The 17,933-nt window shown below is 72.4% G+C and carries 21 protein-coding genes and 1 tRNA gene; 5 read left to right on the top strand and 17 right to left on the bottom strand.

Translation table 11 applies throughout. The features are described 5' to 3' along the window. Positions 1 to 106: 106 nt before the first annotated feature. Positions 107 to 1,363 carry a glycosyltransferase 87 family protein gene (locus ACGFI9_RS22045; protein ID WP_393180425.1) on the bottom strand — a complete coding sequence of 419 codons (1,257 nt, stop codon included), beginning with the start codon at positions 1,361 to 1,363 and terminating at the stop codon, positions 107 to 109. A 73-nt stretch (positions 1,364 to 1,436) separates the two neighbouring features. Here ACGFI9_RS22045 and orn point away from each other — a divergent pair, with 73 nt between their 5' ends. The 5 genes from orn (at position 1,437) to ACGFI9_RS22020 (ending at position 5,299) form a co-directional block, all read left to right on the top strand. Beyond that, the gene (gene orn / locus ACGFI9_RS22040; RefSeq protein ID WP_393180423.1) at positions 1,437 to 2,027 is read left to right on the top strand and encodes an oligoribonuclease; all 591 of its coding nucleotides are present in this window, start codon (positions 1,437 to 1,439) and stop codon (positions 2,025 to 2,027) included. Positions 2,028 to 2,128: 101 nt separating this feature from the next. Beyond that, a tRNA-His gene (locus ACGFI9_RS22035) sits at positions 2,129 to 2,204 on the top strand. Positions 2,205 to 3,092: 888 nt separating this feature from the next. Next, positions 3,093 to 4,100 carry a multiprotein-bridging factor 1 family protein gene (locus ACGFI9_RS22030; protein ID WP_393180421.1) on the top strand — a complete coding sequence of 336 codons (1,008 nt, stop codon included), beginning with the start codon at positions 3,093 to 3,095 and terminating at the stop codon, positions 4,098 to 4,100. Positions 4,101 to 4,466: 366 nt separating this feature from the next. After that, positions 4,467 to 4,688, top strand: coding sequence for a hypothetical protein (locus tag ACGFI9_RS22025; protein WP_393180419.1), 222 nt, complete (start codon positions 4,467 to 4,469; stop codon positions 4,686 to 4,688). Between the two features lie 92 nt (positions 4,689 to 4,780). Further along, positions 4,781 to 5,299 (top strand): hypothetical protein, encoded by a 519-nt coding sequence (locus tag ACGFI9_RS22020; RefSeq protein ID WP_393180417.1) that lies wholly within the window; start codon positions 4,781 to 4,783, stop codon positions 5,297 to 5,299. A 148-nt stretch (positions 5,300 to 5,447) separates the two neighbouring features. On the opposite strand, the gene ACGFI9_RS22015 is transcribed toward ACGFI9_RS22020, so the two are convergent. The 16 genes from ACGFI9_RS22015 to ACGFI9_RS21940 form a co-directional block, all read right to left on the bottom strand. Beyond that, positions 5,448 to 5,822, bottom strand: a complete 375-nt coding sequence (locus ACGFI9_RS22015) for a hypothetical protein (RefSeq protein WP_393180415.1) — start codon at positions 5,820 to 5,822, stop codon at positions 5,448 to 5,450. Positions 5,823 to 5,836: 14 nt separating this feature from the next. Then, positions 5,837 to 6,157, bottom strand: coding sequence for a hypothetical protein (locus ACGFI9_RS22010; RefSeq protein WP_393180413.1), 321 nt, complete (start codon positions 6,155 to 6,157; stop codon positions 5,837 to 5,839). Positions 6,158 to 6,159: 2 nt separating this feature from the next. Next, positions 6,160 to 7,029 carry a hypothetical protein gene (locus ACGFI9_RS22005; RefSeq protein WP_393180411.1) on the bottom strand — a complete coding sequence of 290 codons (870 nt, stop codon included), beginning with the start codon at positions 7,027 to 7,029 and terminating at the stop codon, positions 6,160 to 6,162. Further along, positions 7,026 to 7,541, bottom strand: a complete 516-nt coding sequence (locus ACGFI9_RS22000; protein ID WP_393180410.1) for a hypothetical protein — start codon at positions 7,539 to 7,541, stop codon at positions 7,026 to 7,028. The genes ACGFI9_RS22005 and ACGFI9_RS22000 overlap by 4 nt, the downstream gene beginning before the upstream one ends. A 13-nt stretch (positions 7,542 to 7,554) precedes the next feature. Further along, positions 7,555 to 10,377 carry a hypothetical protein gene (locus ACGFI9_RS21995; protein ID WP_393180408.1) on the bottom strand — a complete coding sequence of 941 codons (2,823 nt, stop codon included), beginning with the start codon at positions 10,375 to 10,377 and terminating at the stop codon, positions 7,555 to 7,557. A 32-nt stretch (positions 10,378 to 10,409) separates the two neighbouring features. Beyond that, positions 10,410 to 13,100, bottom strand: a complete 2,691-nt coding sequence (locus ACGFI9_RS21990) for a hypothetical protein (protein ID WP_393180406.1) — start codon at positions 13,098 to 13,100, stop codon at positions 10,410 to 10,412. A gap of 132 nt (positions 13,101 to 13,232) precedes the next feature. Beyond that, positions 13,233 to 13,682, bottom strand: coding sequence for a hypothetical protein (locus ACGFI9_RS21985; protein ID WP_393180404.1), 450 nt, complete (start codon positions 13,680 to 13,682; stop codon positions 13,233 to 13,235). 5 nt (positions 13,683 to 13,687) lie between these two features. Beyond that, positions 13,688 to 14,182 (bottom strand): hypothetical protein, encoded by a 495-nt coding sequence (locus ACGFI9_RS21980; protein WP_393180402.1) that lies wholly within the window; start codon positions 14,180 to 14,182, stop codon positions 13,688 to 13,690. Between the two features lie 18 nt (positions 14,183 to 14,200). Then, on the bottom strand, positions 14,201 to 14,605 hold the full coding sequence (locus ACGFI9_RS21975) for a hypothetical protein (protein WP_393180400.1): 405 nt from the start codon (positions 14,603 to 14,605) through the stop codon (positions 14,201 to 14,203). Between the two features lie 72 nt (positions 14,606 to 14,677). After that, positions 14,678 to 15,427 carry a hypothetical protein gene (locus ACGFI9_RS21970; protein ID WP_393180398.1) on the bottom strand — a complete coding sequence of 250 codons (750 nt, stop codon included), beginning with the start codon at positions 15,425 to 15,427 and terminating at the stop codon, positions 14,678 to 14,680. Between the two features lie 4 nt (positions 15,428 to 15,431). Continuing rightward, on the bottom strand, positions 15,432 to 15,842 hold the full coding sequence (locus ACGFI9_RS21965) for a hypothetical protein (protein WP_393180396.1): 411 nt from the start codon (positions 15,840 to 15,842) through the stop codon (positions 15,432 to 15,434). A 2-nt stretch (positions 15,843 to 15,844) separates the two neighbouring features. Beyond that, a complete protein-coding gene (locus ACGFI9_RS21960) occupies positions 15,845 to 16,186 on the bottom strand; it encodes a hypothetical protein (RefSeq protein WP_393180394.1) in 342 nt (113 codons plus the stop codon). Next, positions 16,183 to 16,449, bottom strand: a complete 267-nt coding sequence (locus tag ACGFI9_RS21955) for a hypothetical protein (protein WP_393180392.1) — start codon at positions 16,447 to 16,449, stop codon at positions 16,183 to 16,185. Before ACGFI9_RS21955 ends, ACGFI9_RS21960 begins: the two co-directional genes overlap by 4 nt. A gap of 15 nt (positions 16,450 to 16,464) precedes the next feature. Next, a complete protein-coding gene (locus ACGFI9_RS21950) occupies positions 16,465 to 17,064 on the bottom strand; it encodes a phage gp6-like head-tail connector protein (RefSeq protein ID WP_393180390.1) in 600 nt (199 codons plus the stop codon). A gap of 12 nt (positions 17,065 to 17,076) precedes the next feature. Next, the gene (locus ACGFI9_RS21945) at positions 17,077 to 17,460 is read right to left on the bottom strand and encodes a hypothetical protein (RefSeq protein WP_393180388.1); all 384 of its coding nucleotides are present in this window, start codon (positions 17,458 to 17,460) and stop codon (positions 17,077 to 17,079) included. Then, positions 17,460 to 17,870 carry a hypothetical protein gene (locus ACGFI9_RS21940; RefSeq protein ID WP_393180386.1) on the bottom strand — a complete coding sequence of 137 codons (411 nt, stop codon included), beginning with the start codon at positions 17,868 to 17,870 and terminating at the stop codon, positions 17,460 to 17,462. The genes ACGFI9_RS21945 and ACGFI9_RS21940 overlap by 1 nt, the downstream gene beginning before the upstream one ends. Positions 17,871 to 17,933 lie beyond the last annotated feature (63 nt).

Here is a 17,933-nt window from a genome sequence, read left to right as displayed (position 1 = left end):
ACCGTCACCGGGGGAATCGGTGCTACCTGGGAGAAACTTGAGGTAGTTGAGACCAGATTAGCGCCGAACAAGGCCGCTCGCGACGTCTGTCCATTTGGTGCAAGTTTCAGGACGCGGCGGGACGCTCCGGCCGGGCCCGCCGGTACGGCAGCACCACCAGCAGCAGGAGGCTGAGCAGCACGTACGCGTTGCGGGCGACGAACTCGCCGAGGCTGTCGGTACGCGCCGGGGCGACTCCCCAGTCCAGAAAGGTCACCACCCCGTAGATGATCACGAAGCCGGTGCCGACCGCGAGGGTGAGCAGCCAGCGGCGCCGGCGAGCGCCCCCCACGGTGTGCGGGTCGTCGTCCAGCGCGGAGTCCACCAGCACCACCACCGCCGGGATGAACCAGTAGAGGTGGTGGGTCCAGGTGATCGGGCTGACCAGGCCGCCGACCAGGCCGGTCAGGGTGATCCCGGCCAGCACGTCCCCGGCCCGCGCCGCCCGGGCGGCCCGCCACAGCCCGTACCCGGTGACCGCCAGCGCCAGCAGCAGCCAGGGCAGTTGGCTGGGCTTCTCCGGGGCGGTGATCCGGCTGAGCAGACCGAACAGCGACTGGTTTCCGGTGTAGTCGGTCCGTCCCACCCGGTCGGTCGCCCACAACTCGTGGGTCCAGAACCGCCACGAGTCGCCGGGCGCGACCGCCGCGGCCAGCAGGGTGGCCACCGTCGCGGTGGCCGAGGCGACCATCGCCGCCCGCCAGCGCCGGGTGGCCAGCAGGTAGAGGATGAAGATGCCGGGAAAGAGCTTCAGCGCCGTCGCCAGCCCCACGCCCACCCCGGCCCAGCGTCGCCCCCCGGGTACGGCGAACAGCAGGTCGGCCAGGATCAGCACCACCAGCAGCATGTTGATCTGACCGAAGGTGATGGTCTCCCGGGTGCTCTCCACCGCGAAGACCAGCACGACGGCGACCGTGAGCGTGAAGAGCCGGGGCAGGTCGTGCCGCCGGACCATCGGCGTCACCAGCCAGCGCGTCGTCACCACCACGCCGAGCACGGTCAGCCCCGTGAAGATCACCACGGTGGCGCCCAGCGGAAGCAGGGCGAACGGCCGCAGCAACAGCGCCGCGAACGGGGGGTAGGTGAAGTAGAGCGCGCCCTGCACCCGGTCGGGCTGCACGTAGTCGTAGAGCGGGTGCCCGGCCGCCCACCAGTCCATCGCCCGCATGTAGATCTTCAGGTCGAAGAAGTTGTGGACCCGTCCCGGCCAGTAGAGCACCGGCAGCACCGCCGCGAGCGCCACCACCGTGACGAGCCGACGGGCCGTACGGCCGCCCGGGTCGTCCTCGGTGACGGCGGGTGGCGCAACGGGTTCGGCTGGCACGGGGAAACCCTAGCGGTCCACGTCGGCGACGGTGCCGAGGCGCGGGCGGGTCGGCGACGCGTAGTCTGGTCCGGTGGCTGATCTTCTCGTCTGGATCGACTGTGAGATGACCGGGCTGGACCTCGGGCGGGACGCGCTGATCGAGGTCGCCGCGCTCGTCACCGACCCCGACCTGAACGTGCTCGGGGAGGGCGTCGACGTGGTCATCCATGCCGACGACGCGGCGCTGGACGGGATGCCGGAGATCGTGCGGACCATGCACGGCAAGTCCGGGCTCACCGAGGAGGTCCGCCGCTCCACGGTCACCCTCGCCGAGGCCGAGGACATGGTGCTCGACTATGTCACCAGCCATGTCAAGGACCCGCGTACCGCGCCGCTGTGCGGCAACTCGATCGCTACCGACCGCGGTTTCATCGCCCGCGACATGCCCCGCCTCGACCGGCACCTGCACTACCGGATGATCGACGTCTCCTCGATCAAGGAGCTCTGCCGCCGCTGGTACCCGCGGGTGTACTTCGGGCAGCCGCAGAAGGGGCTGGCCCACCGGGCCCTGGCCGACATCCGGGAGAGCATCCGGGAGATGGAGTACTACCGGCGGACGATCTTCGTCCCGCTGCCCGGGCCGGACGTGGAGAGCGCCAAGGCGATCGCCGCCCAACTCTGAGCCCCGCCGGGCGGCCGGGCCGGAACCCGGTGGACGCGGCGGGCAGGGGTGTGGCTATTATTAGTCCGCACCCCGCCCGGTCGACCGGCGCGGAGAGCATGGTGGCTGTAGCTCAGTTGGCAGAGCACCGGGTTGTGGTCCCGGTTGTCGTGGGTTCAATTCCCATCAGTCACCCCATATGGTGGATCTATTCCGCCCCAGGTCAGGCCCCCTCCGAGGAGGGGGCCTGACTGCTGTTAGGGGCGTGGTAGGGGAACCGGTATCGCGACATCCGCAGCCGGCACTCGGAAGATTCGGACTTCTTGTCCGTTACCGCGTTGCGGACGCCTAGTGGGGCGCAATTGTCTTGACCTGAGATCGAATGTGACTACGTTTTGCATTCACGCCGTCACAATCGATCATTAAGGAGAGGCATACCGTGCGAACCGTCGCACTCGTTCTTGTGGCCGTCCTGTTGGCGCCACCGAGTCCCCACCCTGGCAGAGGCCATGGGCGACAGCGACACATGCAAGGTGCGACGACCGCATCGGCAGCTCCAGCTCCATCCGCCTCTACCGCCCGGGCGATGCCTGCGCCCAGGGCCCCGGCGCTGAGCACGGCCACGCGCGTCTCTCGCAGCAGCGGGCCGACTCCGGCCACGGCCGTCGAGCAGCCAACGGCGGAGGCGTCTGTCGTAGGGGTGGTTCCGAGGTCGCCCGCAGCAGCGGCGGACGGTGATCCTCAGGGTACTGCGAGCAGCGCCCAGATCCAGGGCGGCATGCTTCCGGCGCTTGTCGCCATCGCGCTTGGTCCAGTTCAGCTCGTTCTAATCGTTGCGCTGCTGGTGATGGCGCGTCGGCGGCGTTCCTTCGCCAGCCGGTACATCGACCTCCTGCGAACTACGTCTATGGCTGAGCCACGCGCGAGGCATTTGCGCTCGATCAAGTAGCCTGCGGATGCGTGGCCGGGCACTCAGCAAGCTGTGGTGATCCGCATTTGGCCACTTGGATGTACCGTGGTGCATGGCGGCCTGCCGGGGTAGAGGCCGGCGGGGCCGCCGCCCAGTCCTCTACCTGGGAGCACCCGATGCCGGCCCGCATCCGTACCGTCGTTGATCCACGTTTTCCTGCCGAGTTGGCCCGGCTGCGCAGTGAGCGCAGCATGTCGCTACGTGACCTGGCTCGGCGCGCCCACTACAGCAAGAGCTATCTGCATGATCTTGAGGCCGGCCGCGCCCGACCGACGTGCGAGGTCGCGGCACACCTGGATACCGTCCTGGACGCAGCCGGTGCGCTTTCCGTGATGGTCGTCGACCCGCCGCCGGTGACCACGCCCGACGACGACCAACGGATCGCCCACGTGATCGCCCACCCCACGCGGCTCGACGCCGCCACGGTGCGCCTGTTGGCCGACGTGCTGGCGGCTCAGCGACGCCTCGACGACGCCATCGCCGCACCGATGATGCTGCCCTGGGCTGTGCCGCAGTGGTGCAGCGTGCAGGCCCTCGCCGCCGAGGCCCGCGGCCCACACGCGCCTGCGCTGCACGCCGTGGCCGCTGAGTGGACCCAGTTCGTTGGATGGCTGCACGCTGAGGCCCGTAACGACGCCGAGGCGGTCCGGGTGCTGGTCGAGGCAGCCGACCAGGCCGACGCAGTCGACAGCGGGCCACTCGCCGCCCAGGTCCAGAACTTCCGCGGATACCTTGCCCGCCAGCGCGGCAACCCCCGCGGCATCGTGCGGCACTTCCTCGCGGCCTACCACACCCCCGGGGCGGCCGCACTTCAGCGGGTCGGCGACGCAGTGCAGGCCGCGCATGGGTACGCGCTGCTCGGTGACCGGCCTGCCGCGATGAGGCTGCTCGGCGAGGCCAGCGACCTCACCACGGCCGCCGAGGCCGAGTCTCCGCCTGCCGCCGCGTACTGGCTGACGCCGACCTTCTCGCGGATGGGCCTCGGGTTGGCGTACCTGGCGCTCGGCGACAAGGCCGCCGCGGTGGACAACCTCCGCGCCGGGCTCGACGGCCTACCAGGCGACCAGCGTGACGCCGAGTGGACAGCGGAGTACCGCTCAGCCCTGGCCGTCGCCAACGGTTAACCCCAGTCGCGGACAGGTTCCGGACAGGTTCCGGACGCCCTACACCTGCCCCGGATGCGCTCCGTCATCACACGATGATCGTGGGTGGTGGCGATGTCCAGGGGCCCGACGCTCTGTGAATATCGCCGCCGTCCCCTGACCGGCGTGGAACGAAGGGGAGCGGACGGTGTGGCCATTCAAGCGACGGCGGACGGCCCCAGGCCGGATCGACCAGACAGGGGCAGCAACCGTGTACCCGCATCACGCTGGCGCCTACCTGTCGGAGCGGGCCGCAACCGACCGCCCGGACTGGGACCAGCCGACGTACATACTGATGACCTCCCCGTTGATGACGCTCGGCCAGATCCGGCGGGCCGGCGGCGACCGGTGACGGCCCTGGTGCTGCGGCTGCCCCACCGTGGCCAGCCGATCCTGGTCCGCGTCGACCACGCCGCCCTCGTCGTCGGCGACACCGTCGAGGTCGCCGGGCAGCAGCTCGCCGGCGACGGGATGCCGCTGGGGCGGGTCTGGCTGACGGTCGACCTGCACTCCCTGCCCGGCGCCGTCGTCGACCGCGTCGAGATGCCTCGGCCGGGCAGACAGGAGTAGGCGCCGTGCCGAGGAGCCGCGCCCCGCCGCCCCGCCGATAGACTTACCCGGCCCGTGAGCTGCCACGATCCCCGACAGATCAGGAGAGCACCGTGCAGGTATCCCAGGCCCTGGACGTGATGGAGGCCCTGCTGCGCGCCGCCGAGCACCCGGACATCGTCGCCGTCGAGCGGTACGGCCGGGACACCCAGCCCGGCGGCCAGTCACCTGCCGGGGTGAAGGCGATCCACCGCAGCGGGTCCGCCGCAATGCTGTGGGCCGCCGTGCCGCCGCGTGACGTCACGCCGGTGCCGCTGCCCAGCGAGCCGCTGCCGCCGAAGTGGCGGGCCGCTCGCATCCTCGTGCTCGCCCACGAGCTGCTCGACGCCGCACGGCCGGCTGCCATCCGGTCGTGGGAGCTGTGCCGACAGGCCGGCGTCGAGTCGCCGGTCGCCGCCGCGCTCCGGCTCACCGCCGGCGACGGGTCCGTGGTGTACCTGCGCGCGACCTCGGCGTCCGGCTCGGCGGCCGAGCCCGAAACCGACCCCTACCCGGACTACCAAATCCCCCAAGGAGTCCGCGAATGGCACCTCAGAGTCAGTGCTCCGTCTGCGGAGCCCGCGTCGGTGTGAGCCCCGGCTCGCCCTGTCCACCCCACCAGGGTTTCGATGGCCGGGCCCGGTGCCCCGGATCCGGCCAGCCCACCATGTAACGACGAAAGCGCCCCCTCACCCGGCCCGCAGGCCAGGTGAGGGGGCGTCGTTCGTGGGGTGTGGTTGGCTACGGGCGCTGCGCCCACCAGGGAGCGGCGGGGTCGACGGGCCGGATGTGGATCCGCGGCCGCGCGAGCGGGTAGATCGGCGCCCCGGTGGGCAGGCCGAAGGAGAGCAGGAACCGGCCGAGCGCCCGGGCGAGCTGAGCAGGTCGGCTGGTGCCGGTGCGGTGCTCGAGCCAACGGCCGACCTCGTAGATGCCGTAGCCGAGGACCAGGCCGAGGGCTGCGGCGACCTGCTGCTCGGTGACGGTGATGCCGAGGGTGGCGTGCAGCCAGGCGGCGACGGGCGCGCCGAGGAGCAGCAGCTGCGCGGCGAGGTAGCCCAGCAGCATGGGCCACGCGGTGCGGATACGGGCGGCGAGCCGGTCGGTGATGACCATCGTGGGCCTCCGGGTCAGGGCTGGTCGGGGTCGAGTGCGCGGTCGATGCGGGTGACCTGGTCCTTGAGGCTGCGGCCACCGTTGGGCTTGACCTCGTGCTCGATGACCGCGGCGCTCTTCTCGACGACGGCGAGGCGGTCCTCGATGCCGGCGACGCGGGCCATCAGGGACGGCCGGGCGGGCTGGTCGCCGCGGGCGGGCTCGCCGAGGACGTCGTCCAGGAGGTGGCCGAGCTGGCGGCTGCGACGCCAGAGCCACGCGGCGGCCTTGCCGAGGGCGGCGATCGCGGCGACGACGGCCGTGACCGCCGCTGCGATCTTGAGGATCGGGTCCATGCTCAGGAGGCCATCCGCCCGGCGAGCTCGTCGACGACCTGCTTGGCCAGCTGCGGGGGGATCGCGGCGGCGATCTTGTCCGCCGGCAGGCCGGCGAGCACGCCGACGACGATGGCCTGCTCGTCGGTGAAGTCCTTGCCGGTCAGCGCGGTGACCTGCGCGGTGAGCTGGTCGACCCGCAGCATCAGATAGTCCAGCTTCGCGACCAGGCTGCTGCTGGCCCTGCCCGGGCCGGCTCCGTCGGGGTCGACCGCGCGGCCCATGCTCGATCCGCCGTGGAACAGGCCGGCGTAGACCTGGTGGATCTCGCTCTCTGCCTGGGCGCTCATGTCGTCCCCTTCGATCAGGCCGATGGTGGTGAGGTAGCGGCGGAACAGCGGGGTCTGGTCCCGGCCCGCCTTGGTGGAGTCGCGGAAGAAGCTGAAGTGGGTGTGGGTCAGGTGGCTGGAGTCGCCGGTGGTGCGCTTGCCCAGCCGGTCCCAGCGCTTCACGGTCTGCCCGTCCGGGCTGTAGATGATCTCCCGGATGTCGCGGGTGTCGGCGGCGCTGGCGGCGCACTGCGCGACGCACCAGGTCGAGAAGGTTCGCAGGTTGTGGGTCCGGCCGCCGACGACGGCTGTGAACATGCCGACGTCCAGCGCGGACGCGTTCAGCGTCAGCCCGGTGGAGTCCCGGGGCGACTCCACCACCGAGTAGTCGTTGGCCACCACCCGGTCGGAGCCGCAGTGGTAGCCACCGCGGTGGTTGGCGTCGCCGACGATGCCGACCTCGCCCGGCTCCAGGTCCGCGGCCTTGACCGTGTCCTTGTCGACGTTGAGGTAGGTGAGCAGCAGGGTGCGGACCGCGAGGAGGTTCGCGGGGGCTGCGGTCATAGGGTCACTCCGGTGTCGCCTGGGTCGATGCCGGCGTCGACCACGCTGAGCTCGAGGTTGAAGCCGGTGCCGGCGAGGGTGCGCATGTTGGCGGTGGCGCCGGTGATCCGGGCGATGCTGAACAGCACGGACAGGGTGCCGGTGGCCGTGGCGACGTACTCGCCGTGGATGTCGGCGCCGGAGGCGATGCCGCCGGTGTCGGGAACGGGCAGCGACGCCGCCGCGAGTTGGGTGCTCGCGGTGGTCGCGGCTCCGGCGGTGGAGACGCGTAGGTAGCCGCGGGCCATGTCGGTGCTGGCGGCGCTCGCGTCGATGTGGACGTTGACCACACGGACGTGGTAGAGCCGGCCGGAGACGACCGGGATCGCGTCCAGGCGCAGGATGGGCAGCTCGGTGGCGGCGCTGGTAAAGGGGCTGGTGGTGGTGCGTTCCGCCCGGCCGAGGATGCCCCTGGGGAGGGCGTTGAGCCTGGCCGGCACCAGTCGCATCCCGGACTGCCAGGTAACGGGCATGCCGTGTCTCCTCCTACAGCGGTTCGATGGCGGGGGCGGCCGCGTCGACTGGTGTGCCGGCGGGCCAGGAGCGCTGCATCCCGTTGAGGCCGCGAGCGGAGATCGTGGCGGTTTGCGGGCTGGTGGTGCCGGTGATCTCCGACAGGGTGATCCGCTCGCCGCCGACCACGACGTCCATGGGGAAGTCCGTGGGGTTGGTGGCGGTGTTGCCGGTGACCCAGACGCCGTTGGCGGCGGTGCTGGCCAGGGACAGGGTCATGCCCACCGCGGTCAGGTCCGCGGCGAGGGTGGACCCGTCCGCGGGCACCCTCTGGTCTCCGTCGACCTCGGCCACGTTCCAGGGTGCGGCGGGTGAGCAGTTCGCGGAGACGTTCCAGTCCTTGTAGCCGAGGGTGGTGCTGTGGCCTTCCAGGAGGACGTCGATGGCCTGCCCGGCCACGTCGGCGGGCGGGTTGATCGCCTTGATGCGTGAGCCGACGCGGCAGTTGAGCCAGGCGTCGATCAGGTCGGGCCGGGCGGCCAGGTCGAGGTCCAGGCGCGGCCAGCGCAGCGCGTCGTGGCTGGCCAGGTGCAGCCGCCACCCGGCCAGGTCGGCCAAGTCGTCGTCAAGTACCACGTTCAGGTCGATCGGCTCCTCGTAGACCAGAGCCGTGCCGGCGGTGACCTCGGGTGTTTCGACGGTGGCGGAGCTGCCGTCGACCCGGGTGACCGTGATCCGGTTGCGGTAGGTCTGCCCGTCCGGGTCTGGCTCGGGCGGCTCCGCGAGGTCACCGGCCGCGTTGAGGACCAGCGCCGGCTGCTGGTTGTACCGGACGGCGCGGGGCTGGTAGGCCAGGCTGAACGGCCGCTCGTAGAGGACGCCGCCGTCGGTGTCCTCGCACTGCCGGTACAGCGGGAGCGGCGCTTCGATGGGTTGGAAGCCCATGCGGATTGCGCCGCCGGCATCGGGCAGCCGCATGGCCAGCGGGATGCCGTCCTCAGCGGCGAGCCGGGCCAGCCGCACGTGCGCGGGTTCCCAGCGCCAGGCGTCGTCGACGCTGTTGTAGCCACCGGGGTACGCCTCGTAGCCGTCCGGGTAGACGGTGACGCCCACGGGGATGGGGTGCTGCGCGAAGACCGCGAGGTGCCCGGCCGGCCATGCCAGCGTCGAGGAGACGCGGCCGGGGTTGATCGCGATCTGGGTCACGCCGGCGAGGGTGCCGGCGAGCGTTCCGGTGCTTCCCCACCCGGTGGGGGCGCCGAACCAGCGGTAGCCGATCGAGATGTTCGCCCCGTTCTGCCACACACTGATGTCGTCGAGGTGGTAGCTGAGCGACAGGCCACCGTTGGTCAGGACTGTGGTCACGGCGCCGGACGCGGTGATGGCGTAGAGCTTGACGCCGTAGGTCGGGGAGCCGGCGATGTTGTCGAACACCAGCTGCCACCGCTCGTAGGTGCCGCCCGGCGTGCGCACCTCGAGGAACACGAACTCGGCGTTGGGGAAGGCGTTGGCGTCGTACATCTGCGTACCGAAACTCACGGTCCAGCCGGTGGCGGTGGCCGCGGTGACGTCGGCCGGCACGGTGCCGGACAGCGAGACCCCGCCGGCGAGGTTCGCCAGCCGGTCGGTCCCGTAGTTCCAGACCGTGCCGTTGCCGCTGGTGACCTCACCGATCGGCGCGAACTGGACCGGGCCGCTGGGCGCCAGCGGCGGGTGTCCGGGGATCGCCGACCCGACCAGGGTGGCGGAGTCGCCGTCCTCGCACGGCCAGTACGCCGCCGCCAGGTGGGCCAGGGTGCGGCGCATGGCCGACCGCTTGGCCGGCGTCCCCGACCCCGCGGGTTGCAGCCGGTAGAGAGCGCCGCGGGCGGTGACCGCCACGGTGCGGTCCTTGCTGGACTGGTCCCAGCGGGGCACCCACGCGGGCACGTACCCGCCGGCCAGGTCCACCCGCACTGCGAAGCTGCGGTAGGACAGGACGACCGGGAGGGCGTTGGTGTTGCCGCCGGCCAGGATGGAGCGGCAGCCGGCCTTGCCCGACCGGCCGGAGTGGCTGGTGTCGGTGGCCTGCACGTGCCACGCGGTCGGCTTCGCGCCGGCGTTGTCCCAGGCGCGGGCCTGCAGCTGGTCGCCGTCGACGCGGAACTCGATGCCGTAGGTGCGGCCGGCGGCGTGGGTCAGGCCGGGCACCGTGGTGGGCGCCACGATGGTGGTGAACACCCCGGCGACGATCTTGCGGAGTTGCAGCTGCACCGTGCCGGACGGCTGGCAGAGCAGATCACACATGTAGGTGTCGGCGTTGCTGCGCCAGCGGGCGACCACGCCGGGCATGATCGCCGCGCCGGTGGCCAGGGCGGGCACGGTGACCGTGGTGGTGACGGTGACGTCGACCAGGTCGACGCCGACCACCGTGTTGCGGGAGGTGTTGACCGCGGCGAGGCTGTGCCGGCCCTCACCGGGCACCGTGCTGTAGTCGCCGGCCGTGCCGCCGGAGGTGCTCCACGCCTGCCCAGACGGGGCCGACTGCCAGCCGCCGGTGCCGGTGCGGGCGAACGCATCGTCGGCGCGGCGCAGCCGCACCCGCAGCGGCGTGTCCCGGCCGAGCTTGCCGTACCAGATCCCCGCCGGGTTGTACTGGGAGTAGTTCCCGGAGCGGTCGTCGAAGACAAGGCCGATGGAGCCGGCGTCGACCGTTTCACCCCAGTCGCCGCGGCCCTCCGAGATGGTCAGGCCATCGCGCAGCCGCCAGTCGGCGGTGACGTCCACCCACGGCCACGTGCCCGGGTCTGCGGTGAGCACGGCGCCGGGGGCGATCTCCACCTCGACGGGCAGCCCTGACTGGGGGTACACACCCACGGCGCGCACCCCCAGTCAGGTCGTTTGGGTGGTCAGAATCCGTACTGCTTCTGCAGCCGGCGCAGCTCGGCGACGGCCTCCCGGTCGCCGGCGACGATGACTAGGCGCCCGCGGCCGCGGCCGCCACTGGAGCCCCCGTCGCCGCCGCCCTTGGGCAGCGGCACCACCGACGCGCCGCGCACCCCGGTGACCACCTCGGGCCCGTTCTCGCCGACGATGGCGGCGCCGCCGTCGGAGGTGAACGTGCCGCCCCTGGCCAGCATCGGCAGCTTGGGCAGGCTGAAGCTCTTGCCGGCGAGGCCGGGCACCCAGCTCGGCGCGGTGAACGACAGCGACCCGACCGACCGGTTCCACAGCCGGGCGATGGCGTTGAACCCGGCGCGGAACGGCGCGGTCAGGATCGAGCCGACGGTGCGCAGGCCTCGGCCGATCCGTCCGGGCAGGCTGGTGAACCACGACAGGACGCGGACACCGCCGGCGACGATGTTGGTGAAGCCGGCGACGACCAGCCGGCGGATCTGCGCCCAGATCCACTGAAGGCCCTGCCACGCCTTGCGGTGCGGCCAGGTCAGGATCTGGAACAGCTTCGGCCAGTTGTCGACGACCCAGTTGTAGGCCGCCTTGATCGCTCCCCATACCGCGTGCCAGACCGCGATAACGATCTTGCGGAAGGTCTCGCTGTTGCGCCACAGCAGCACGATCCCGGCGACCAGGGCGATCACCGCGATGATGATCAACCCGATCGGGTTTGCGGACATGGCGGCGTTGAGCACCCACTGCGCGGCCGCGTACGCGAGGGTCGCCGCTCGGGTGGCCACCATGGCCACCTTCTGCGCCGCCATGCTGATCAGGCTGCGCTTCGTGGCCACGTCCCCGGCGGTGGTCGCCGCGGCGTTGGTCCCGGAGGCGATCGCGGCGCCGCGGGTCGCCGCCGTGCTCTCCACCAGGGCGGTGCGGTGCGCCCTGAGCGCCCCGCGCAGTCCCCAGGTGGCGGCCGCCTCGGCGATGCGCAGCGGGATCGTGACGACGGTGGCGATGTTCGCCGCCGTCTGCGCGCCGCGCGAAAGCAGGAACCCGGCGGCCAGGACCGGCAGGGCCTTGGCCAGCAGGTCGGTGTGATCGGCGAGGAACCCGACGATCGGCCCGGCGACCTTGAGCCCGTCGAAGAACGTCGACGCCGGCGCGTCGGCGTTCCCGAACCCCTCGGCCAGCCCGCTGAGGATCTTGCGCAGCGTGGCGAACGTCGCGGCGAGCTTCTTCTGGCCCTGCTCGCTCTCGGTCCAACGGCGCAGCAGGGCAGCGCCGCGCTGCAGGCTGGTCAGGGTCGACCCGCCGTCACCGCCGGCCCGGAACACGGCCAGCACGGAGGCGCCCGCGTCGCGGGCGATCGCCCCCAGCTGGTGCAGCACGCCCAGGGCGTTGCCGATCCACTGCTGCATCCGGCCCGACTCACGGGCCGCACGGCTCCAGCGCTCGAACCTTTGTGCGATCGTGCCGACCTCGCCGGCCAACCCGGGCAGGAACGAGCTGCCGACGGCGGCCCACTGCATGAGCCCGTTGATCACCGGGCGGACGGCGCGGGCGAGACGGTCCACGGCCCGGCTCGTGTTGCCGGTGACCGCGCCGACGTCGGCGACGAACCCGCGCGTGCGGGCCAGCCCGGCCGACTCGCGGATCGCGAGGTTGAAGCTGCCGCCCATGCGGGTCAGCCACCGCGTCGCCAGGGGCAGGTAGGTCGAGGACAGCCCTCGCAGGTCGGAGGCGACGCCGCGGAACGTGACCTGCTGCCCGGCCCGGGCCGCGGCCTGCCACGCCGGCGCGAGAGCGCGCAGGGTGAGGATGACCGCACGCCCGTTCGGCGACAGACGGGCGAGGGCCTGGGCGGCCGGATCGATGCCGCCGCTCGCCGCCGACTGCGATGCCTGCCTGACGGCGTCCTGGGCGTCGGCGAGGCGCTGCGCTGCCTGCTCGACCTGCCGCTGCGCGTCTTCCTGCCGCTGCAGGGCGGCCTGGACGGCGTCCGAGCCCTCGATCCCCTTGGCGGCGCTGTCGGCCTGCTCGGCGGTGAGGTCCTCGACCCGGTCCCGGACGTCGGCCAGGGTGTGCTGCGCCTGCCGGTACGCGCGGTCGGCGGCCAGGATGTCCTCGACGTTGCCGGACATGCGGGCCTTGGCCAGGTCCCGCTCGGCGGCCGCGACCGCGGCGACCGCGTCTTCCTCGTCGAGTCGGGCGCCCTCCACGGACCGGGACAGGTCCTCCAGGCGCTCGGCCTCGTCCTTGCGGGCCCGGGTGACGGCCTCCTGCGCCGCCAGGGCGGTGCGCTGCGCGTCGGCGAGAGCTTCGGTGGCCGCCTTCACCTCGCGGTGGGCGGCGGCGACCTGCCGGGCCGTGTTGGCCGCCCGGCCGCCCCCGCCGGCGGCCGCGACACCCGTGGCCTTCCAGGCGTCGGCGAGGCCGAACGTGACGGCCTTCGCACCGACGACGGTGGCCGCGACCGCCGCGACGGCGCCGGGCAGCAGACCGACCGCGCCGACCGCGCCGAGCACCGAGGAGCCGAGCGCGACCGCGTGCGCGGCCGCCGAGCCCATCGCCGCCCCGAGCGCCACCGTGGAGGCGGCGCCGGCCACGTTCGCGGCGCGCACGTTGGCCGCGGTGCGGGTCAGGGTGGCGTTGACGCCCCGGTCGCGGGCGGTGACGTTGAAGACCAGGGAGGTGTCCGACACGGCGAACCTCCGATCAGCTCTGCTGCTGGGCTTCCTTGCGGAGCTGCTCGATGTAGTCGACGGCCTGGTGCAGCTGCTCGTAGGTCAGCTGCTCGGTCTGCCAGGGCGGGATGTGCAGAACCTCGGCGAGGGCTAGCCAGTAACGCTCGCGGAGGCGTCGTCCGGGGCTTTTCCCTCCGGCTCCGCGCCGTCGGCGTGCGCGGCGGCCTCGGCGTCGAGCTTGTCGATCTCGGCCTGGATCATCGCCAGCCGCATGGTGCGCTCGTCGTCGGGCAGGGCCGCGTTGTCGCGCAGCTCGTCGTGGATGCGCTGCCACTCGTCCCGGTCGAACGACAGCTCGAGCTCGTCGTCGGCGAAGTCGACGTCCTCGAACCTCAGCGTGTGGTGCACCCGGCGCAGCAGGGTCCACAGCAGCGCCCGCCGTGCCAGTACCTGGCCCTGCAGCAGCTTCTCCTTGAACTCCGAGCCGTACGGCATGCCGGTACGCCGTTCGATCGCCTCGGTCTCGGCGCAGCGCAGCTTGCCCAGCTGGAACTCCCAGACCTGCTCCGCCTGGCCTTCCGGCCGATACGTCAAGATCATCTCTCTCAAACCCTCCTGGTGATGCGGCGCGCCCTGTTGGCCAGGGCGCGTTCGGCCGCCTGCCGCAGGCGCGGGTGCAGGCGGCGCATGGTGTCGTCGAACCAGCCCGGCTCGCCGCGCTGGGACACCCAGAAGTCGGTCGCGCCGAACACGGGGTGGCGCCACCCGCGGCGGGCGTTGAGGCGCTTGCCGGCGTTGGCGAACCCGCGCGGCATGCCGCGCTTGCGGACCCGGATCCGGGCGCCCGGGTTGCGGCCGAGGCTGACCTCGGAGACGACCTGGTGGGCGACGGCGACCCGCAGTGGCTCTCCCGGGTGCGGCTCCCCGGTGCTGGGCATGCCCAGCACCGCGCCGCGGGCCGCGGCCACGCCGGGCTCCAGGGCCTTGTGCAGATCTGCGCGCAGCTCGGCGGCCCACTCCTTGCCGTCCGCCTCCTCCTGCAGGGCGCGGGCGACCCGGGCGAAGTTGTGGTGGTCCGGCTCGACGACGACGTGGTCCACGACCCGGACCCTTCGAGGTCAGGCGATGGCGCGGACGATCGGGCCCGACGTCGGCCAGGTGTAGCTGGCCTCGTTGACGTCGCCCGGTGACCCGCTGATCGGGGTCCAGTTCTTGATCAGGATGTTCCCGGTGAACTTCGGGTTCGCCGCGGACGCGACCGCGTTGCTGGCGCGGACCTCGAACGGCACGATCAGCCCGAACTTCGACCAGGCCCAGGCGTCGATGCCGGCGAAGTCGTTCTTGATCGTCGGCGCGACCGACCCGGACGCGATGCCGCCGAGCACTTCCTTCCAGCCGGCGGAGGCGAACGTGGTGACGTCCTTCTCTTCGACCTCGGCGGTGACCTCGCACTTGCTGCAGTTGCCGGACCGGTCGACGCCGTCGAGGGACACGAACGCGGCCTTGAGCACCATGAATGGCATGAGGGGAGCCCTCCTCGGGCGTGACGGGGCGCCCGACGCCACCTGGCGGCCGGGGCGGGTGATCGGGGCGGGTCAGAAGACGCCGAGGGTGACCAGGAACAGGAAGGACGGGTTCGTGCCGGCGATGGTCCAGCTGACCCGGTACCAGGTGTCGGTGTTCGGGCCGGCGACCCGGCGGAATTGGCCGCCGAGCGTGGTGGCCGGCGTGAACGCGGCCCGGGCGGTGGGGGTCGTGAAGGCCTGCGCGTCGTCGGACTCGACGGTCACGGTCAGGGTCGGGGTGGCGGTGCCGGCGATGGAGAGCACGTGCAGCGCGCAGAGCAGCTCGGCGCCGGCCGGGACGGCCACGTGCTGCACGGCGGTGCCGGAGCCGGTGGCCACCCGGGCGGCGCCGGGTGCGTGGGCGACGATGCCCCGGGCCAGGGGCGCCGATGAGGACCAGGACCCGGACCAGGGGGCGATCTCCCCCTGCTGGCCGAGGAACTGGTACTGGCCCTGCAGGCAGTAGGTGAGCCAGGCCAGGTCGCCGACGGCCGATCCCTTGGGCAGGGCCGACCAGGACGACAGGCCACCGAGCGCGGCGAAGAGCTGCTCGTCGACGGCCAGAGGGTCCGCGGCGGGCCAGAACCCGCTCGCGGTGATCTTCGCGCTGGCGGTGCCGCCCTGGACCTCTTTCCACACCTTGTCGGAGGCCGGGTCGTAGTTCTTCCAGGTGGTGACGTCGCGCTCCTCCACCTCGGCGCCGGCGTCGACCTTGTTGGACGCGCCGGTCAGGTCGGCTCCGCCTGTGTAGAGGCGGACGTTCTTGAGGATCTCCGCCACGGTGTCACTCCTGGCTGTCGGTGCCGATGATGCGCACCACCCACTCCGCGCCGGGGTAGTTGACCTCGGCGACGCGGTAGAGGCGGTGGCCTTGGATGCGGCGTACGTGCAGGTCGTCGCACACGCCGCCGAGCGTTGGATCCGCCTCGATGGCGGCCTTGACGGAGGTGGGCCCGCGCCGGCGCATGAAGGTGCGCAGTTCCGCCTGGCCGCCCTCGTTGTTGGTGGCCAGGACGCGGCAGACGACCTCGACCACGACCATGCCGCCGAACGACTGGTCGAACTCCTCGGTGATCTCGCCAGCGTAGAAGCACGGCACCGTCACCGCGTCCGGGACGATGGACTCGGCGGACAGGATGCCCTCGACGCCGGCCGCCGCGGCGGCGAGCCGCTCACACAGCAGGTCCAGGTCCACGACTACCGGCCCCGCCGTGACCGGGTCGCCGGCGCCACCGTGCCGCCAGGCGGGAGGCCTGCCGGCTCGGGCCCGGGCTCGCCGGCAAGGCCGGCGGCGGTGCTGGGCTGGTCGGTGTCGGCAGTGACCTGGCGGCGCCAGTACGCGATCAGCGGGTCGAGGGCGGCGGCGGCCTCGCTCTCGCCGGCGAGGTGCAGCTCGGACTGGTCGGTGTGCAGCCGGGCCAGGGCCAAGTGGGCGGTGATCTCCTGGTCGATGCGCGCCACCTCGACCGGGCGGCCGGCGTCGACGTGCAGGGCCCGCTCGCCGTTGAGGGCGGCGAGGATGTCCTCGGTGGTGGTCATTCGCAGCACTCCGGGAGGGGTAGGGGCCGGCGCAGCGGCACAGTTCGGGTGGTGCGGACCGGCTCGCCGTGCACGTCGCAGAGCAGGCCGTGCTGGCCGCGGACGTACTGCTCGACGGTCACCTGTCCGTCGGCGATCCAGATCGCCCCGGGCAGCGGCATGAGCCGGCCGTTGAGGCCGTGGTCGATCACCCAGGCGTCGAGGTCGTCGCGGTGGGCCCAGTAGGTGTCGTGATCGACCACGACGACGGTGTCCAGTGCCACGGGGTGCCTCCTGGGTCAGGCGAAGCCGGGGCCGGTGACGGACTCGACCAGGGCGGCCACGTCCGGGTCGAGGCGGGCCATCCGGATCACCCCGCCCCACTCGGCGGATCCGGCGACGCCCTCGGGGGTGTCGCGGCGCTTGTACAGGCGCAGCGCCTGGATCAGCGCGGCCTGCGCGATCGTGGACGGCAGGGCCGGCCATCCGTAGCGGGCGGTGATGCGCAACGTCTCGTCGCGCGGCCAGCAGCTCGCCCGCAGCACGGTGATCGGCTCACCCGGGTCCGGGGGCTCGACCTCCCACCCGGTCACCGGCTGCCAGCTGTCGCCGGAGCGCACCTCGACGACCAGGTCCTGCTCGGTGGCGATCTCGTGCGTGGAGCCGAGCAGCAGCAGCCAGTCGCAGCCCTCCCGCACCAGCCGTCCCCGGGTGCGCAGCGTGCGCACCGACGCGGCGGTGGGCGGGGCGAACGCGCCAGCGGGGCGGCCGGGCGGCATGTCGTCGATGCTGCGGCTGGCCGCCTCGATCGCCTGGGTGATCGCGTCGTCCTCGGACGTGTCACCCGCCTTGATCTTCAGCTGGCGGCGCAGCAGCTCCAGCGTGGTGTAGCCGGCCATGCCGCCGCTCCCTTACTCGTCCGGGCTGTCCGGGTCCACCTCGTCCAGGGGCACGCCGGCGGCCTCCAGGAGCTGCCAGACCTGCTCCCGCTTCGCCTCGGCGGGCACGACCACGCCGGCGGCCGCCGCGTACGCCCGCCACGCCTTGTCGCCGGAGCCGGGGCCGCCGCGCGGCGGCGGGACCGGCCGCTCGGTGGTCTCCCGGTCCGGGCCGCCCGGGCCCTGCGGGCCGGGCTGGCTGGTGGTCTCGACCGGGCCGCCCAGCCGCTCGACGTAGCAGGCGCGCACGTTGTCGCACCATTTGGCGGCCTCGGCCTCGGGCAGGTCGATCTCCTCCCCCGGGTGCCAGGAGAACTCGAGGCCGCTGATGCTGGTGAGGATCCTGACGGCGACCATCAGGCGTGCACCGTGGGGGCGACGCGAGGGTCCGCGAGGACCACCGCGGCGCCGTAGACGCCGCCGGTCGCGCCGGCCGCGACGGTCACGTTGACCCGCAGGAACCGCTTGCGGCCGAGGTAGCCGATCTCGAAGACCTTGTTGTCGTCCGCGGCGCCGATGGCCGGCTCGACGCCCTGCAGCTGCGCGTCCGGCACGTCGGCCCACGCGGCGCCGTCGTCGGATTCCTGCACGACGATGGTGTGGGTGCCGTCGGTGATCTGCCCGGTGGTCACGACCACCACCGCGCCCTGGAACATGGCGCCGGCGGCGGCGCGGTCGACGGTGGTGCCCTGCGCGGTGGCGTTGCGGGTCGCCGGCGGCAGCGACAGCACCGTGAGCAGGCTGTTGTACGGGTCCTTGGTGGTCATCGTGAGCGCCTTCCGCGCGGAGACAGGGACAGCAGGTCAGGGGTGCCGGGGCGGTGGGAGGGG

The organism is Micromonospora sp. NPDC048930 (genome assembly GCF_043197935.1).
In the GTDB taxonomy this organism is placed as follows: Bacteria; Actinomycetota; Actinomycetes; order Mycobacteriales; family Micromonosporaceae; genus Micromonospora.
The sequence above is the reverse complement of the archived record's forward strand: the minus strand, read 5'-3'. Positions and strand labels throughout refer to the sequence as shown.

Bases quoted from the DNA above. Each gene is read 5' to 3' on its own strand.
- ACGFI9_RS22015 (WP_393180415.1), bottom strand. From the start codon at position 5,822: ATGGTCATCACCGACCGGCTCGCCGCCCGTATCCGCACCGCGTGGCCC.
- ACGFI9_RS22005 (WP_393180411.1), bottom strand. From the start codon at position 7,029: ATGACCGCAGCCCCCGCGAACCTCCTCGCGGTCCGCACCCTGCTGCTC.
- ACGFI9_RS21940 (WP_393180386.1), bottom strand. From the start codon at position 17,870: ATGACCACCAAGGACCCGTACAACAGCCTGCTCACGGTGCTGTCGCTG.
- ACGFI9_RS21945 (WP_393180388.1), bottom strand. From the start codon at position 17,460: ATGGTCGCCGTCAGGATCCTCACCAGCATCAGCGGCCTCGAGTTCTCC.
- ACGFI9_RS21950 (WP_393180390.1), bottom strand. From the start codon at position 17,064: ATGGCCGGCTACACCACGCTGGAGCTGCTGCGCCGCCAGCTGAAGATC.
- ACGFI9_RS21985 (WP_393180404.1), bottom strand. From the start codon at position 13,682: ATGATCTTGACGTATCGGCCGGAAGGCCAGGCGGAGCAGGTCTGGGAG.
- ACGFI9_RS21960 (WP_393180394.1), bottom strand. From the start codon at position 16,186: ATGACCACCACCGAGGACATCCTCGCCGCCCTCAACGGCGAGCGGGCC.
- ACGFI9_RS22030 (WP_393180421.1), top strand. From the start codon at position 3,093: ATGCCGGCCCGCATCCGTACCGTCGTTGATCCACGTTTTCCTGCCGAG.
- ACGFI9_RS21975 (WP_393180400.1), bottom strand. From the start codon at position 14,605: ATGCCATTCATGGTGCTCAAGGCCGCGTTCGTGTCCCTCGACGGCGTC.
- ACGFI9_RS22000 (WP_393180410.1), bottom strand. From the start codon at position 7,541: ATGCCCGTTACCTGGCAGTCCGGGATGCGACTGGTGCCGGCCAGGCTC.
- ACGFI9_RS22010 (WP_393180413.1), bottom strand. From the start codon at position 6,157: ATGGACCCGATCCTCAAGATCGCAGCGGCGGTCACGGCCGTCGTCGCC.